The following is a 16,469-nucleotide window of genomic DNA, read 5'->3' on the forward strand; positions in this document are numbered from 1 at the left end:
AACCAAACCTCATTATACCTACTTGATTGAATAAAATAAAACAATTCCTTTTATAAAAAACAACTTATCAAATAAATCGTTTTATAATCGGCAACTGTGCCATCCCTTTCACACAAATGTAACTGATACAAAAAATCACAGTAGTCAAAATTGGCACAGATAAAACCGGAGTCATAAAAAGTGTGGTTACTCCTGTTTTCCATACAAGAAAGATAAGCAATACATGAATTAAATAGATACCAAATGAGTAGGTTGAAAACTCTGTGAGGACACGCTTAAACAAGTTTGAAACACTCTTGGAATGTAATTTTTCTTTCGCTAATAAAAAGACAGCTGTACTCATAAAAAAGACATTTGGTGTCAAATATTGATATGGCAGATCATAATGTTCACCTTGTTTTAGTGACTCTATACTTGTTATTACAATCGTGCTTATTAATCCTGCCACTCCCAAAAGGTAGATCCCAACTTTCATCCATTTTTTCAAGTCATAATGAGCCAGGTAATAGCCGGCAAAAAAATAACCAACATACCCAAAAGTAATGTCTAAATTAATGCCTCTTTCAGCAAAGGTAACCGTTGAACTAACAGGAAATTCATAATAGGAAGGCAAGATAATACCGATATACCAACAAAATGCGATTAGGTAGAGAATGATCTTTTTCTCTTCTGCAATTTTTCTTAAAAAAGGAATCATTACATAAATCTCAATCATCCGAAAAAGAAACCATAAATGAAAATGCCCTTCCTTAAATGCTTCAACGATCACGCCCCACACTTCTGCATTGAATGTTCGATAGTCATTCCAAGTGAAAAAGACTGCATACAATGCTGACCAAAAGATAAACGTCGTTACTAAGCGGAAAATATTTTTTTTATAGAGTTTCTTAATCGAAAACGCTCTATTTGGATCTAAAAAAAAGATTCCACTTAGCATGAAGAAAATTGGTACACTCATCCGAGCAAAGCTGTCGTAAATATTTAATACTTGCCACTGGTACGAATCGATTGCATACAAACCAAAATCGCGTGAGACAATGTGAATCGTAATCACTAAAAATGTAGCTGCTACGCGAAGAATATCCGCATATAGTACCCTTTCTTTCATTATTTTCTTATCTCCTTTTAACTGTTTTATTTCCTCATTATTAGTATACCATCAAAAGAAGCAAGAAAACGAGACAACCTCACCATTTCACTAGTAGGCTATCTCGTTTTCTGAAATTTAATAATTGTCTAAATCAGTCTTTTTGTTCAGTCAAAATTTTTGGACCATCTTTTGTGATCGCTAATGTATGTTCGAATTGACAACTTAATCCGCCGTCTTTTGTGCGGGCAGTCCAACCGTTATCATCCATTTTAGATTTCCATGTTCCAGTATTGACCATAGGTTCAATCGTGATCACCATACCTTCTTTTAAGCGAAGACCTTTTCCAGCTTCCCCATAATGTGGTACAGATGGTGCTTCATGCATAGTGGGTCCGATTCCGTGTCCAACAAATTCGCGAACCACAGAAAAACCTTCTGCTTCAACGTACGTTTGGATAGCATGTCCGATATCGCCAATACGATTTCCAACTTGCGCTTGTTCAATACCTAGGTAAAGAGCTTTTTTCGTTACTTCCATCAATTTTTCCGTTTCAGGAGTTCCTTCACCGACGATGTAGCTCCAGCAAGAATCAGACATAGCTCCTTTTAAATTAACAACCATATCAACTTTGATCAAGTCCCCATTTTTCAAAATTTCTTTTTTGCTTGGGAAGCCATGACAAATTTCATCATTCACGCTGACACAGGTTGCATATTCATATCCTTCAAAGCCGATTTGTTCTGGGATAGCTCCGTGTTCTTCAATATAGTTGTGTGCAAATTCGTTGATTTCCCAGCTTGTAATACCTGGTTTAATAAAGTCTCTTAAGGCTACATGGACATTCGCCAACAAAGCACCAGATTCATCCATTGCATCAATTTCACGTTGTGATTTTAGTGTAATCAATTTCGTTCCTCTTTTCTATTTAGTCATTCATATGAGTTTGCTTTTACTCTTCTATTCATTATAAGCTTATTTCTTGAAATTGTGAACCATTCTTCTGATTGATTAAAATGTATGCCTTTTCTCTCATAAATAAATGGTTTCAATTCTTACTTTTAGCTTGAATTAGACTTTAAAAGGCTTTCTATTTGAAAAATTCTTACTTTAGGGTTATTTTTATCCCGTTTTCCGTTATACTTTACTATAGAACAATTAATGAGAGCGAGTGGTTTTTAATGAATAAAAAAACAACTTATACCCCTAAAAAAAATACCAATAATCAACTATATACGGTAACTGAACCAATAGAACTACTGCCTTTTCTATTAAGCATCATGAGTCATACAAGTCGTAATTCAGTCAAATCGATTTTAACCAGAGGCCAAGTGACGGTGGATGGAAAAGTAATAAAAAAACACAATCACCCTTTGCTTCCTAATCAAGTTGTCGCGATTCAATCCAATAAAGCAGCGATAAAAGAGACAGCTTTGGTTGGAATGACTATTTTGTATGAAGACGACGCGATTATCGTTATAGATAAAGAAGCCGGTTTATTGTCCATTGCTGCTAAATTTGCGCAAGAATTAACGGCACATCGTCAATTGATCAACTATGTCAAACAAGAGAATCACAATAACCGTATATACGTGGTTCATCGCTTAGACCGTGATACTTCAGGTGTGATGGTTTTTGCAAAAACAGAACAGGTCAAACAAGAGATGCAAGAAAACTGGAAAGACATTGTTAAAGAACGTATCTACACCGTTTTAGTTGAAGGCATCGTTTCTGAAGATGAAGGCACGATTAAAACGTGGTTAACAGAAAGCAAAGCGATGAAAGTTCATTCAGCTACTTATGATAACGGCGGAAAATTAGCCATTACCCATTACAAAAAAATCCGGAACAATGATGATTTCACATTATTAGAAGCACGTTTGGAAACTGGACGAAAAAACCAAATTCGTGTTCATATGGAAACACTTGATCACCCCGTTGCAGGAGATAAGAAATATGGCGCAACTTCTAACCCTTTAAAACGTTTAGGTTTGCATGCCACTACATTAGCTTTGATTCACCCTACTAGTAAAGAATTGGTTCGGTTCCATTCAAAAGTGCCCAAAGTTTTCTTGATGCACTCAAAATAATTCTATTTAATAAAAAAATAATAAAGCTTTGCTTTATCTCTCCTCTAGTTCAATGGTATGATAAATGAAATGTCTATATTAGTAAAAGGGTTTAAGGATGGTTGGCGATTATGGAGCATAAAAAAGTATCTGTATTAGGAGTTTCTTTTGACAATAAAACAAAAGAAACTTTCCTCGAAGAGTTAATGGATCGGGTCAACCACAAGCAAAAATCTTTTGTGGTGACCGCGAATCCAGAAATTGTGATGTATGCAAAAAAAGATTCCGCTTATATGTCATTAATGAAAGAAGCGGACTACATTATTGCTGACGGAATCGGCATTATAAAAGGATCTGAAATATTAGGAACTCCAATTGTAGAACGAGTTGCAGGATACGATTTAATGTTGGCTTTGCTTGAAGAAGCTAATAAACAAGGCAGCCGGGTTTACTTGTTAGGCGCCCAAGAAGAGGTTTTACAAAATACCGTTAAAACCGTTCGTGAACGCTACCCTTCAATCAATTTAGTAGGTGCCAGAAATGGTTACTTTGATTTTTCAGATGCTTCGATTATTAAATCCGTTCAAGATACGCAACCAGATATGGTCTTTGTTGCGTTGGGTTATCCAAAACAAGAGCAATGGATCCAGCACTATATGACTACCGCTTCGAAAGGGTTATTAATGGGTGTAGGCGGTAGCTTTGACGTTCTTTCTGGAAAATCAAAACGTGCTCCAAAATTCTTTATTCAATTGAATATGGAGTGGTTGTATCGTTTAATTAAACAACCCTATCGTTTGAAACGGATGATGGCTTTGCCTCACTTCTTACGCGAAGTAAGAAATGAAAAGAAACAATTTTCCAAAAAATAGTCCAAAAAACTGAACAGATCTGTTCAGTTTTTTTTGCAAAATTTTTAATAAAAATCACATACAAATGAGGTCAGACAAATATGAAAGTATTACACATCAATGCGGGCTTAGAAGATGGTGGCGGAAAAAATCACATCCTCTCCCTGCTTTCTCAATTTGATCCAACAACGGCTGAGTTGCTCGTTCTAGAAAATGGCATTATTGCGGATGAAGCTAAAAAGTTAGGGATCGTTGTACACGTTCTTGAACAACAATCACGTTATGATTTATCTATTTTGAAACGTTTGACTCAGTTCATTACTAACCAGTCTTTTGATATCGTACATACCCATGGTGCGCGTGCGAACTTTATTTTTTCTACGATTCATAAAAAAGTTGCTGCACAGTGGCTCATCACGGTACATAGTGATCCTACACTTGATTTTATGAACAGAGGCATCAAAGGAACGTTATTCACTAAATTTAATCTGGCCAGTTTAAAAAAAGCGGATCACTTGATTGTAGTAACGGACAGTTTAATGGCCCCTTTGCTTAAATTAGGCATCAATAAAAACAAACTAACGATTATTTATAATGGGATTCAGTTCAACTCGGATAGAACTAATCCGCCAATGATGAATGACAAGTTCACTTTGACTTGCGTTGCTCGCTTGCATCCAATTAAAGGGCATGAACGACTATTAGACAGCCTATATGCTGCTGACTTCACTAATTTTTCTTTAAACTTAGTTGGCGATGGAGAATTAAGAGTCCCTCTTGAAAAAAAGGTCCAGCAGTTAGGTATGCAGGAAAATGTTCACTTTTTAGGCTTTTTAAATAAACCACAAGTAGATGAAGCCATTACTAAATCGGATATCACAGTCTTAACCTCTTCCAATGAGGGTTTTCCGATGGTTCTCCTTGAATCGGCGAACCATAAAGTGCCTTTTATTGCTACAGATGTTGGTGACGTTTCTCTTTTAGTACCAGATGAGAGTTATGGTTGGTGTATTCCTGCCGATTCCGTAGAGTCGTTAACAACTGCTCTAAATGAAGCCTACGATGAGTGGGAAAATCATACCTTAGAATCTAAAGGCGAGCGACTCTATCAATTGGCCTCTAATCAGTTTTCTCTTGATCGTTTTTATAGTGAAACATTGACTCTTTACGAAAAATTAATGCGTAATTAATCCGCTCTTTAATAAGTGCAGTTGTTTCTTTTATTGCAGAACTTGCCTTACCTTTGGTATACTCTGTTAAGGAAATACACACGTGTAGAAAAGGATGATAGATAAATGACCAAAGCTTTGATTGTCTTTGCAAGTTTAACCGGTAACACAGCAGAGTGCGCAGATATTGTAGACGAAGCGTTAAAAGATTTAGGTGTGGATGTTGAAACAGTTGAATGCATGCAAGCTGAACCAGAAGATTTATTGGATGTCGATATCTGTATCATCGGTACGTACACTTATGGAAATGATGCGAATTTACCAGATGAATTCGTAGATTTTTATGAAGAACTGAGTGAAATTGATTTAACGGGCAAAATTTTTGGTGCTTTTGGATCAGGAGATCACTTTTATGATAAATTTTGCCAATCAGTAGATGATTTTTCCGACAAGTTAGCTTCAATCGGTGCAGTAGAAGGTGCTGAAAGTGTCAAAGTTGACTTAGATGCTAATGAAGAAGATATCAAACATCTAAAAGCTTTTGCTAAAGCATTAGTGGAAAAAGCCGAGTCTCTTTCTTAAAAAAGAGTTTATCATTTTTAATATTGATAACTAATAAATAAGCTTAGTTGAAATTTCTGAAAGAATAGAGGTTGTTTGTAGCCATGTAAAACATTCAAAAAGAAATTTATTTTAAACTATAAATATTATTTGACGAATAGCATAAAAAAACTTCCTCGCCGTAATGACAAGGAAGTTTTTTTATGCTGTATAATTTGGAACATATTGTACTAATACTTGATTGATATAATCAGTTACGTCTTTTTCGTGGAACTTCAAGAAGCCTTGTGCAATTAAAACAGCTGTGCCATGAACTGTAATCCAAATATTTTTAAATAGTTTCATTTTTTCAGCTTTAGACAAATCTTTAGTTCCTTCATTTTGATTAAAGACTTCCATCATCATATCCAATGAAATGGCATGCATTTGATCCGTATCTAGTTGTGACTCAAAGAAAAGTGCTTTGAAAAAAACAGGTTCCTCTTTTGCAAAATAGACATAGTTCAAACACATATTGAGCAATGAATCTTCTTTGCGTTCTTTTGTATAAATGGACTCATCGATATAGTTTTTAATTTTCACAACGAGTTCTTGTTTTAAATCGTCCATGTTTTTAAATTCTAGATATATAGGCTGCGTTGAGCAATCCATTTTTTTAGCAATGTTGCGTGCCGTAAAACCTTCAAATCCTTCTGTTTTAACAACTTGATATGCTGTTTCAAGAATTTGTGATTTTAAAATTGTTTTCTTTCTAGCCATCTCAGTTCACCTCTTTTGCATCATTTACCAATAACTAGGGGACATTATAAACTATTTCCGAATGTTTCGTAATCTGCAACCAACAGTTTTTGACTTCTCTTTTATAACTAACTGACCAACCTCATCTAGAAATTGAGTTCAGTGTCAAACAGCATCATTCTTATACTTGTGATTAAAAACAATACTGTACCTGTCTTATTCGGATTCTCTCTCCAATAACCCTTAATTTATTCTATCACTATTGTGATTAAAAGAGAACTCTTTTGTCCTGCAAAAACAAACACTTGTGCATTATACGTTCGCTCTATTAGATTGGTATAGTTATTTATTCACTTTAAAAAAACGATAGAATCACGATGGTTATCTATTGTCAATTTATTTTTGTTTTCCATTCCAAAAAAAGTTTTTTTCACGAAATTGTTTCTCTTTCTTTCGTATGCTATTATTATCTAGTAAGAGTTTGAAACCTGACTAGCTAGAAGAATGTTTGTTTACTTTTAGTTCCTTTTGTTCCAACCTCATTTCGTATTATTAGGAGGAAAAAATATGGTATTGCCAAACTTTGAAGAAAATTTACAAAAATACGCTCATTTGCTCGTTAAATCGGGTATAAATGTGACAGAAGGACACACGGTCGTCTTGCAAATCGATGTAGACCAAGCACCCTTAGCTCGTTTAATTACCAAAGAAGCTTATGCTCTAGGCGCTACAGAAGTTATTGTAAAATGGGCTGATGATGTCGTGAACCGCGAACAGTTTATCGGAACACCTCAAGATCGTTTAACTGCTATTCCACAATATAAAATCGATGAATCATTAGATCAAATTGCTAAGGGAGCTAGCCGTATCAGCGTTCGTTCTTCAGATCCAGATGCATTATCTGGTGTAGATAGCGATAAAATCGCTGCTTATCAATCTGCAGCTGGAAAAGCCTTAAGTGAACAACGCAAAGCAACTCAAGCAAATAAAGTGAGCTGGACTGTTGCTGCAGCTGCTGGTGCTAAATGGGCAGCTAAAGTCTTCCCTGATTTGCCAACTGAAGAAGAACAAGTTGATGCATTATGGGATGCTATCTTCAAAGGTGTTAGCCTTTACGATGCCGATCCTGTTGAAACTTGGGCTAAAAAAGATGTAACATTAAATGAAAAAGCTGAAGAATTAAACAAAGAACAATTTGTAGCGTTGCACTACACAGCTCCTGGTACTGATTTAACGGTTGGTTTACCTGAAGGACACCGTTGGGAAGGTGCCGGTAGTGATAACGTTCGTGGCGAACGTTTCATGGCGAATATGCCCACTGAAGAAGTCTTTACTGCTCCTGACGCTAATCGCGTTGACGGTGTGGTTCGCAGCACTAAGCCATTGAGTTATTCTGGAAACACGATTTTAAACATGGAATTTACATTTAAAGATGGTAAAGTGGTAAATGTTACTGCTGAACAAGGCGAAGAGGTCTTGAAAAATTTAGTTGCGACAGACGAAGGTTCTGCACGCTTAGGTGAAGTAGCTTTAGTTCCTGATCCTTCTCCTATTTCTCAATCAGGTATCGTATTTTTCAATACTTTATTCGATGAAAATGCCTCAAACCATTTGGCTTTAGGATCTGCTTACGCCTTTAGTTTGATTGGTGGGACAGAAATGTCAGAAGAAGAATTAAAAGCTGCCGGCTTAAATCGTTCAACGATTCATGTTGACTTCATGATTGGTTCTGACAAAATGGATGTGGATGGTATCCGCAAAGATGGTAGCACTGTTCCCGTTTTCCGTAATGGTGATTGGGCTTAATGTATGAACTAATCTAGAGATAGACAAAAAAACGACTAGGCAATTGCCTAGTCGTTTTTTTGTCTATCTCTACTGCTTTTTAGTTAATCTTTTTTTACCAGTCGAACAATTTTTCCTCGGACCCGTCTTTCTTCTTTTAAGACTTGTGTGATTCTGAATGAAACTGTATCGCCTTCTTTTATTTCTAAATGCGTCGGAATAGAGCACAGTGCATCTAAATTCGGTGCAATTCTTACAAAGACACCCCATTTTTTGATACTTCTGACAGCCCCTAATACAACTTGATTGGGTTCCATATCCGCTAAAGATACGGAAGCTTCATTTTTGTATTTTACAATAGGTTCTACCCTCAAATTTTTATTTTCAGTAATACGATTAAACCGTACTTTGATAGTATCTCCTATAGTTAATACATCGCCAATCGTTGTATGGTCTTCAGCGAAATCTTTATTGAGCATCTGAACAGAAGTATTCCCAATCAATAAGTAAGCTCCATAACGTAAGTTCTTTGTTAATTCAGCTTCGAATATTTTCCCTGCTTTTAATTCTTTATGTAGTAGATCAAATTCTTTTTCTTTTATTTTTTTTGCTGACCCCAGCATCCAACCTTCTTTTTCATTTATACTAATGAGTTGAAACTGGATTTTTTCACCTACATAACGCATTAATGGCAGTTGATGAGCTTTAAATTCCAACTCGTTACGTTCAATAAAAACCGGAATCCCATCTATTTCTACTTTTACGACATCGCTAGTTAATGCTCCATCATATTGAGACGATAAAACAGTACTAGTCAATTCGACTTCTTGTTTGATCATATTGTAATAAACTTCATAATTTATTGGTTGATTACTTTCTTCATCGGCAGCAAAAAAAACGTTTTCACTTCTTTCCAAAACTGCAACGTCTGTTGAACCTACTTCATCATTGTGATTTCCAATCCATTTTTTTACTAGATCCCTTATACCCATCCTTAACTTCTCACTCCTCAAAAATAATAAACGATTTGTTTAGTCAACCTTATTATATCACATGTTTTTTTATTTTTATGTACTTTTTTTATCCATTTAACAACTGCCCTCTTTTGAATCGTTCAATTTTTTTATTTAGGCACTATATCGCTATTTTCACTAGGAAATTCTTGAACAATTGGTGACAAATTGTTGATATGTCACCAATTGTTCACTTATTAATTCTACTGCTTTGTCCTTTCTAGCTTGTTTTACTGTATACTGATAATTGTACATACAACTATTTAAATATCAGTTTTTATGCGTAGATAAATAAGCATTACCTTAATTTCAGGAGGAAACTTTATGCCACAAAAAGAAGTAGTCGATATTCGCATTCTGCGTAGTAAGAAGGCTATATCTGAAACGTTTATTACTTTATTAAATGAACGCGATTTTAAGACAATTTCAATTACTGAAATTGTCAATAAAGCTGGTGTCAATAGAGGGACGTTTTATAAGCATTATGCGTATAAAGAAGATATTTTAAAAGAAATACAAGATCACTTTTTAGAACATCTAACGATCATGTTGGAAGATAACTACCAAGGTATCTGTTATTCTAACTTAAAAACCACTCCTTTATCAGATGCCCTCTTTATTTTTATCTCTGAACACCGTAATTTTTTTCATTTAGCCATTCATTCTGTCGGTTTTCTAAACTTTCAATTGTATTTTTCTGCTGTTTTAAAACAATTTTTGATCGAGAATTTTTTCCCAACTGCTCAATATTCTTTAAAATCACAAAATCTTCTTGGCGCTTATGTCGCTAATGGAATTTATGGATATTTAGTTGAATGGGATGAAACGAAGTACGCTTCTTCTACTATTGAGATGGCACAGCAACTGACGGACATCTTTGTATTAGATCGTAGTGTCTTTAAATTGCCCGTATCCGATCTTGTAATCGAAAACGACTAAACTAGTTCATTATCGAAATAAATTTGTATTTGTATTTTAAACCTAGACATTTATTTTAAACTGTGAGAAAATAGAGCCTGTGTTCATAGGGTCCTATAGCTCAGGTGGATAGAGCAAACGTTTCCTAAACGTTAGGTCGGGAGTTCAAATCTCTCTAGGATCATCCTATATCAATAAAGAGAAAAATAGTGTTTGTAAAAAAGAAGATCCCTTTTCTATTTTAAATTTTATCAAAAATGAGAAAATCAAAAAAAGAACCTTGTTTGAATAAGGTTCTTTTTTAATGATTTTATTTATTTTTATATCTTGATTAATGCTGTACAGCAAAGCGTAGAGGTTCAGTCAAAAATTCTTGAGATTCTTCAACATAGATACGGTGCCAAACCATAAAAGTTAAAGCTGTCCATATTTTGCGTGAATAATCTATCTTACCTATGCGATGATGAATCAAAAGATCTTCAACATAAGCTTTATTCACTATATGTTCCGTTTGAGATTCCCGTATAATGGTCAATGCCCAATCGTACATTTCATCTTTTAACCAATGACGGATGGGAACTGGAAAACCTAATTTTTTACGGTAAATAACATTTTCTGGAACAATTCCTTCTACTGCCTTTCTTAAAATATATTTAGTCGTTCCGTGAGCAAGCCTTAAATGTGCTGGTATTTCTTTAGCAATATTAAATACTTCTTTATCTAAAAATGGTGTTCTCAACTCTAATGAATGAGCCATTGTAGTTCTATCTGCATTTAAAAGTAAATCTCCATTTAGCCAAGTATTAATATCGATTAATTGCATGCGGTCCACTGGATTACGCCCTATCGTTTGCTGATAAAATGAGTCAGTCACAGCCTTGAACGGATAGTTAGCATTATAATTGGTTAGTAAATTTTTCTTTTCAACTTCCTCAAAAATCTTTGCATTTCCAACGTACCGGTGTTCTAAAGGAACCGTTCCTCTAAGAAGAAAACTCTTCCCTTTTACTCCATCAGGCATTAATCGCGCTAGTTGATGGATAGCTTGGTTGGTATACTTACCGGTGAAGTTGAACATTCTCAACGCATGCGGTTCGTTATAGATACCATAGCCACCAAATAATTCATCCGCTCCTTCGCCAGATAAAGCAACTTTTACATGTTTCCGAGCTAATTCCGACAAAAAGAATTGCGGCATAGCTGCAGGATCAGCTAAAGGATCATCCATATGCCAAACAAAACGTGGAAATTCAGCCATAAACTCTTCTGCTGTAATCGTATGACTAAAGTTTTCTACTTTTAATTCTTCTGCTGTCTCTTCAGCTAAATTGATTTCGTTATATCCGTCTCTTTCAAATCCAACTGATAATGTCTTGAGTTTAGGATTAAATTCACGTGCCATCGCTACAATGATTGACGAATCAATTCCTCCTGATAAGAAGGAACCAACTGTAACATCCGATCTCATATGTTTTTCAACGGAATCCCATAAGCTTGTTCTGATCTTTTTTGCAAAAAATTCTTCTGATTTGTTAATGGGTGAGAAATCAGCTTGCCAATATCTCGTAGTTTTCACTGTCTCATTTAGCTTTTTGGTCATAAAATGGCCTGGGAGTAGTTCCTTAATCGATTGGTGCATCGTTTCTGATCCCGGAACATATTGAAAGGTTAAATAATTTTGCAAAGCCATGTGATCTAGTTGTCGGTCTTGAACCACTTTTAAAATAGCTTTCTTTTCAGAAGCCACATACAAACCATGATTTTCTACTGCATAATAAAAAGGTTTGATTCCAAAATGATCACGAGCTCCAAAGAACATTTTTTCTACATTGTCCCAAATCACAAATGCAAACATTCCTCTTAATTTATCCACTACTTTTTCTTTGTATGCTGAATAAGCTGCAATGATGACTTCAGTGTCACTATCCGTTTTAAACGTATACCCTTGAACACTTAGTTCTTTTTTTAATTCTATATAATTATAGATTTCACCGTTAAAGATGATCCAATACCGTTCATCTTCATAAGACAATGGTTGGTGCCCTTTTTCGATATCGATAATACTTAATCTTCTAAAACCTAAAGCAATCGTGTCATCGCTATAATAGCCTTCTTCATCTGGTCCTCTATGTACAATCATTTTATTCATTTGATTAATCGTGTTCTCAATTGTTTTTTGCATTGTATTTTCTGCATTGGAAATATATCCAACAAAACCGCACATAGTTGTGCTCTCCTTTATAAAATAATTTTTTATACTTCCTGTTATCAACGATTAAATAGCTTTTAAACTAAAACACAAAAGACTAGTCTTTTGTGTTTTAGTTACATTTATATTACAACTATTACTTTAAGATATCAATAGTTTTTTTTAAAAAATTTATTTATTTAATAGAAAAAATACCTTTCTTCTATTTCTACTGTTTTACTGTTTAAATAAAATTTTGCTTAGATAAAGCTCATCCCTTTTAGCTGGTTGATTAATCTTTTCCTCTATTGCTCCTTCAAAAACAAGCTCCCCAGAATTACTGTCAATTGCCATAATTTGTATATCTTTATCTGTTACCTTAGAACTGTCTACAAAGAAAACAATTCCATTATTCACTTGTAGAACGACGTCCATTTTTAAAGCTTTTAGTTGTTCTGCAGTTAATTCAACTGATTCCACCTCAACTAATTCTTTTTGCTCTAAGGAATAAGAGTAAATAGACAGCGTTTTATCATTTGTTTTATAAAAATACAAAGTAGAATTTTCAATAGCTATCGTATTTCCTAAAGCTGGATTACCTAATTCACCTGAAACATCTATTAAAAATTGTTCGCCTGTTTCTATATTTACACCAATTAAGCCAAACACTGGTTGAGTTACCATTTCATTTTCATCATATATTTCCATTTCTGTCTGTGGAACATCAAGCGTTACACGGTAAACCAAAGTTTTTGAAGAATTGATATCATTTCCTGCGTTCAACAATTCAACATATTGAATTTGTTTGTCTTTTGCATCTATTAGATCCAATTGAATTTTTTCGTCTTTTTCAATTTTTTCATTTGGTAAATCTATTGAATACAAATGCTGTTCGTCTGGTCCATTTTCGCTATTTATTGAGTAACCATTTGTTACCACCATTAATTTATTATTGGCAACTTGAACGTCTTCAATATACATAGAAAAATAGTCTGTTGCTTTAGGGAAATCTACTGAAAAAGAAAGCACATCATTTGTCTTTTTATCCAGCACTTCAATAATAAATTCCGCATCTTCAGTAACAGCAGATAAGGAATTCGTCGTTACTTCTGCGTAAGCTAATATAGCATCATCTTCAAAAAAATTGGCTAGAGAAGGTACTTTTCCACGCATAAAACTTCGATAATCTTTTTGTAATTGCGACATTTTTTCATTATCGCTTACACTGCCTTGTAGCTGACTCAGATAAGACTGATTTGGATAATAAGTTGTATCCTCATTCGCAATTTCTATTTCTGTTCCTATTCCATAAAAATTATTTTCATAGTAATACCCTTCTATGGACATATTCTCTATTAATGTTTTGTCACCACTTTTTGCTGAGACTGTAAATTCTGGTCTTGTCTCTGCCGCAAAAATAGGTTGTATATAATAAATACCAATTGAAAGAATAGCTAATCCTACAATGATACCTAATTTTCCATAACGTTTCATATTCTTCGCCTCCTCTTTAGACCGTTATTTTTTTATTCAATAAGTAATGACTCATACAACTGCTTAATGCAATAACAAGTAACCCTACAATAACTTCTGTGATAATTATTTCACCTGGATAAAGCCAATTAAAACCAAATATATCTTTAGCAATAATAGGTGACAAAAACAGAAGAAATAAAACAATACTAAAACCTATACCCATTACTATCCCTTTAAAACGGAAACTTCTTTCAAATAATACAGCTGTGAATCCTAAGAAAAGCAATACAAATCCAGTACCATAATAAATGATAAAAGAAAGAAAGGATTGTGGTATAAAAAGTGACAGATAAAAGGATATTTCACTTATTTGTTGAATAGATAGATCCAGCCGAATGTCACTTGAAATCAATAGTTTTAATAATTGACTTTCAACAACTAATAATACGAGCTGAATAGAAACCAATCCAAAAATCATCAAAGCTATTGTTGATAGTTTAGACCAGAAAACAGTCATGCGGGTCGTTGGTAGCATCAATAACCGATAAATAAATGTATTCTTCCCCATCCACTCAACGTACCAGATATAAAAACTATAGAATAACACAGCTGTGACGCTGATGATAATAGGCAATAAAAACCAAATATTATTAACTACCCAAAACATACTCATTTGACCTGTTTCACTTAAAAACTGAGCTTTTGCCATCTTATTTTGATAGACCGCTTCATTTAATTGATTTATGTAACTTCTTGACTCTACAAAAACTGCAATAAGCTGTGAAACAATAGTCAACCCAATTAAAGAAAAATACAGTTTTACACAACGGTTAAATTCAAAATTCATTAATTTCAAATAGTTTTTCATGGCTGAAACACCTCTCTCATAACATCAACAACAGATTTACCCTCTTCTTCACGAACTTGCTCTGCGTTAAATTCTCTCAATACTATACCTTCATCAATCAACACGACTTTATCAATCAAATGTTCAATATCGTTGATTTCATGTGTCGTTATGATAACTCCGCGGTCTTCAATCAAGTGACTTGTAAACACATTGGCAATTTGTTCGCGGCTAAAAATATCAATTCCTGAAAAAGGTTCATCCATTAATAAATAATCTACATCTAAAGCCAAACCTAACATCAAGTTCACTTTAGCCGTATTTCCTTTAGAAAGGGTAGATATTTTATCCTCTTTTGTTAATTTGAAAAATCCTAGTAATTCGTCAGCACGCCCTTGATTCCACGATTGATAAAAATCTTGCATGAATTGCATTGCTTGTTCAATCCTAAATCCAGGCAGCATTGTCATTGTATCCGGGATAAACGTGATCTTTTCATAACTTTTTTTATTTATCTTCTCTCCGTCAATGAGAATCTCACCGCTATTCATTGGAGTTAAATTCATGATTCCATTTAAAATAGTCGTTTTCCCCACACCATTAATGCCGATGATACACGTGATCTCGCCTTTATTAGCTGTAAACGAAATCCCCTTCAAAACCTTTTTCCGACCAAATTTTTTTGTAATCCCTTTTACTTCAATCATTTTACTCCTCCTGATTCATCGACGTATTTTTCTTTGATCAACCCTATGACTTTATCCAGTGGTACCTGAATCGGACGAATCGCAGACACAAACGAAGAAACGGCTTCTCCCAACAATTCATCTTGAACGGCTCCCAAAACACTCTGGTTTTCTGAAATTTTACTTGGTGAATTGCTTTCTGTATAAATCAAGCCTTGTTCCTCCATTTCCTTATACGCTCGCTGGGCTGTGTTCGGATTGATTTTCAACTGACTGGCCAATTCCCGTCTAGACGGCATTTCTTGACCCGGCAGTAATTTTCCTGCTGCAATTTCTTCTTTAAAATGACGAACGACTTGTTCGTAAAGCGGATCTCGTTTATTAAAATTAACGTTCATAGCAGCCTCCATTTTGATTTCGTTTTCTTACAACTGTATTAATCAATTAGTACACATTAGATAAAAAAACGTGTATGAAACGGTTAATACACCATTGACTGTATTATATCCTTCACACACTTTTATTGTCAATCTTTTTTTGTTTCTAAAGTAATGATCCTAAAGAAAAGAGTCCTTATTCATTATATTTGAACACTTGTACTTATAAAGAAACGGCATTATGTCAAATAATTTTGGTAAGCGAAGCTCCAGAAGGCTAAATTTCTGGAGTTTTTTTAGGTAACGCAGGAAATTGATTAATATTCTTAAGTTCTTTTTGGATTGGGAACTTTTCGTGACCGAAAAGTTTTCTATATTAAATGCATTATTATGTAGAGACTGTCTACTTCATATTAGTTAGCAATAATTTGTTTGGTATGATAGATAGAGCCTCTATAGCTGATATTTCATAGTGGAAATTTGTTCAGAATATTAAGTAGTGCCTCTCTAGTTACTATTTACTCATAATAATTCATCTAGATTGTTAAATAGTACCTCTCTAGTTACTATTTGCTCGTAATAATTCATCTAGAATGTTAAGTAGCGCCTCTCTAGTTACTATTTACTCACAATAATTCATCTAGATTGTTAAGTAGTACCTCTCTAGTTACTTTTTGCTCGTAATAATTCATCTAGATTGTTA

At 34.3% G+C, this 16,469-nt stretch carries 15 protein-coding genes and 1 tRNA gene; 7 read left to right on the forward strand and 9 right to left on the reverse strand.

What is annotated here, in order from left to right; all coding sequences use genetic code 11:
* Positions 1–67: 67 nt before the first annotated feature.
* Together ABS911_RS00860 and map are read right to left on the reverse strand one after the other, a co-directional pair.
* On the reverse strand, positions 68–1,108 hold the full coding sequence (locus ABS911_RS00860) for an acyltransferase (protein ID WP_350465834.1): 1,041 nt from the start codon (positions 1,106–1,108) through the stop codon (positions 68–70).
* A gap of 133 nt (positions 1,109–1,241) precedes the next feature.
* Complete coding sequence (map, locus tag ABS911_RS00865; protein WP_013711174.1) at positions 1,242–1,997, reverse strand: type I methionyl aminopeptidase; 756 nt, start codon at positions 1,995–1,997, stop codon at positions 1,242–1,244.
* A gap of 272 nt (positions 1,998–2,269) precedes the next feature.
* On the opposite strand from map, the gene ABS911_RS00870 reads away from it, so the two are divergent.
* The 4 genes from ABS911_RS00870 (at position 2,270) to ABS911_RS00885 (ending at position 5,759) form a co-directional block, all read left to right on the forward strand.
* Complete coding sequence (locus ABS911_RS00870) at positions 2,270–3,178, forward strand: RluA family pseudouridine synthase (protein WP_350465835.1); 909 nt, start codon at positions 2,270–2,272, stop codon at positions 3,176–3,178.
* A gap of 110 nt (positions 3,179–3,288) precedes the next feature.
* A complete protein-coding gene (locus ABS911_RS00875; protein ID WP_350465836.1) occupies positions 3,289–4,029 on the forward strand; it encodes a WecB/TagA/CpsF family glycosyltransferase in 741 nt (246 codons plus the stop codon).
* A gap of 80 nt (positions 4,030–4,109) precedes the next feature.
* Complete coding sequence (locus ABS911_RS00880) at positions 4,110–5,198, forward strand: glycosyltransferase family 4 protein (RefSeq protein WP_350465837.1); 1,089 nt, start codon at positions 4,110–4,112, stop codon at positions 5,196–5,198.
* Between the two features lie 105 nt (positions 5,199–5,303).
* Positions 5,304–5,759 (forward strand): flavodoxin, encoded by a 456-nt coding sequence (locus tag ABS911_RS00885; protein WP_350465838.1) that lies wholly within the window; start codon positions 5,304–5,306, stop codon positions 5,757–5,759.
* Between the two features lie 180 nt (positions 5,760–5,939).
* Here the strand turns inward: ABS911_RS00885 and ABS911_RS00890 are convergent, their stop codons facing one another.
* Positions 5,940–6,497, reverse strand: coding sequence for a TetR/AcrR family transcriptional regulator (locus ABS911_RS00890; RefSeq protein WP_350465839.1), 558 nt, complete (start codon positions 6,495–6,497; stop codon positions 5,940–5,942).
* A 546-nt stretch (positions 6,498–7,043) separates the two neighbouring features.
* Between ABS911_RS00890 and ABS911_RS00895 the strand changes: the two genes are divergently transcribed.
* A complete protein-coding gene (locus ABS911_RS00895) occupies positions 7,044–8,282 on the forward strand; it encodes an aminopeptidase (protein ID WP_350465840.1) in 1,239 nt (412 codons plus the stop codon).
* Between the two features lie 83 nt (positions 8,283–8,365).
* On the opposite strand, the gene ABS911_RS00900 is transcribed toward ABS911_RS00895, so the two are convergent.
* Positions 8,366–9,253 carry a hypothetical protein gene (locus tag ABS911_RS00900; RefSeq protein WP_350465841.1) on the reverse strand — a complete coding sequence of 296 codons (888 nt, stop codon included), beginning with the start codon at positions 9,251–9,253 and terminating at the stop codon, positions 8,366–8,368.
* Positions 9,254–9,598: 345 nt separating this feature from the next.
* On the opposite strand from ABS911_RS00900, the gene ABS911_RS00905 reads away from it, so the two are divergent.
* Together ABS911_RS00905 and ABS911_RS00910 are read left to right on the forward strand one after the other, a co-directional pair.
* On the forward strand, positions 9,599–10,213 hold the full coding sequence (locus ABS911_RS00905) for a TetR/AcrR family transcriptional regulator (RefSeq protein ID WP_350465842.1): 615 nt from the start codon (positions 9,599–9,601) through the stop codon (positions 10,211–10,213).
* A gap of 89 nt (positions 10,214–10,302) precedes the next feature.
* Positions 10,303–10,376: transfer RNA gene (locus tag ABS911_RS00910), tRNA-Arg, on the forward strand.
* A gap of 147 nt (positions 10,377–10,523) precedes the next feature.
* Here the strand turns inward: ABS911_RS00910 and asnB are convergent.
* The 5 genes from asnB to ABS911_RS00935 all read right to left on the reverse strand — a co-directional run bounded on the left by asnB (position 10,524) and on the right by ABS911_RS00935 (position 15,787).
* On the reverse strand, positions 10,524–12,416 hold the full coding sequence (gene asnB / locus ABS911_RS00915) for an asparagine synthase (glutamine-hydrolyzing) (RefSeq protein ID WP_350465843.1): 1,893 nt from the start codon (positions 12,414–12,416) through the stop codon (positions 10,524–10,526).
* Positions 12,417–12,617: 201 nt separating this feature from the next.
* Positions 12,618–13,874: a hypothetical protein gene (locus tag ABS911_RS00920; protein WP_350465844.1), complete on the reverse strand. Its 1,257-nt coding sequence runs from the start codon at positions 13,872–13,874 to the stop codon at positions 12,618–12,620.
* 16 nt (positions 13,875–13,890) lie between these two features.
* Positions 13,891–14,724, reverse strand: coding sequence for a hypothetical protein (locus ABS911_RS00925; RefSeq protein ID WP_350465845.1), 834 nt, complete (start codon positions 14,722–14,724; stop codon positions 13,891–13,893).
* Positions 14,721–15,410 carry an ABC transporter ATP-binding protein gene (locus ABS911_RS00930; protein WP_350465846.1) on the reverse strand — a complete coding sequence of 230 codons (690 nt, stop codon included), beginning with the start codon at positions 15,408–15,410 and terminating at the stop codon, positions 14,721–14,723. The genes ABS911_RS00925 and ABS911_RS00930 overlap by 4 nt, the downstream gene beginning before the upstream one ends.
* Positions 15,407–15,787, reverse strand: a complete 381-nt coding sequence (locus ABS911_RS00935) for a GntR family transcriptional regulator (RefSeq protein ID WP_350465847.1) — start codon at positions 15,785–15,787, stop codon at positions 15,407–15,409. The genes ABS911_RS00930 and ABS911_RS00935 overlap by 4 nt, the downstream gene beginning before the upstream one ends.
* Positions 15,788–16,469 lie beyond the last annotated feature (682 nt).

The organism is Carnobacterium sp., assembly GCF_040274425.1.

Coding starts and splice junctions, on each gene's coding strand:
- ABS911_RS00920 (WP_350465844.1), bottom strand. CDS start 13,874: ATGAAACGTTATGGAAAATTAGGTATCATTGTAGGATTAGCTATTCTT.
- ABS911_RS00930 (WP_350465846.1), bottom strand. CDS start 15,410: ATGATTGAAGTAAAAGGGATTACAAAAAAATTTGGTCGGAAAAAGGTT.
- ABS911_RS00885 (WP_350465838.1), top strand. CDS start 5,304: ATGACCAAAGCTTTGATTGTCTTTGCAAGTTTAACCGGTAACACAGCA.
- ABS911_RS00875 (WP_350465836.1), top strand. CDS start 3,289: ATGGAGCATAAAAAAGTATCTGTATTAGGAGTTTCTTTTGACAATAAA.
- ABS911_RS00900 (WP_350465841.1), bottom strand. CDS start 9,253: ATGGGTATAAGGGATCTAGTAAAAAAATGGATTGGAAATCACAATGAT.
- ABS911_RS00895 (WP_350465840.1), top strand. CDS start 7,044: ATGGTATTGCCAAACTTTGAAGAAAATTTACAAAAATACGCTCATTTG.
- ABS911_RS00870 (WP_350465835.1), top strand. CDS start 2,270: ATGAATAAAAAAACAACTTATACCCCTAAAAAAAATACCAATAATCAA.
- ABS911_RS00925 (WP_350465845.1), bottom strand. CDS start 14,724: ATGAAAAACTATTTGAAATTAATGAATTTTGAATTTAACCGTTGTGTA.
- ABS911_RS00905 (WP_350465842.1), top strand. CDS start 9,599: ATGCCACAAAAAGAAGTAGTCGATATTCGCATTCTGCGTAGTAAGAAG.
- ABS911_RS00935 (WP_350465847.1), bottom strand. CDS start 15,787: ATGAACGTTAATTTTAATAAACGAGATCCGCTTTACGAACAAGTCGTT.
- ABS911_RS00860 (WP_350465834.1), bottom strand. CDS start 1,108: ATGAAAGAAAGGGTACTATATGCGGATATTCTTCGCGTAGCAGCTACA.
- asnB (WP_350465843.1), bottom strand. CDS start 12,416: ATGTGCGGTTTTGTTGGATATATTTCCAATGCAGAAAATACAATGCAA.
- ABS911_RS00880 (WP_350465837.1), top strand. CDS start 4,110: ATGAAAGTATTACACATCAATGCGGGCTTAGAAGATGGTGGCGGAAAA.
- ABS911_RS00890 (WP_350465839.1), bottom strand. CDS start 6,497: ATGGCTAGAAAGAAAACAATTTTAAAATCACAAATTCTTGAAACAGCA.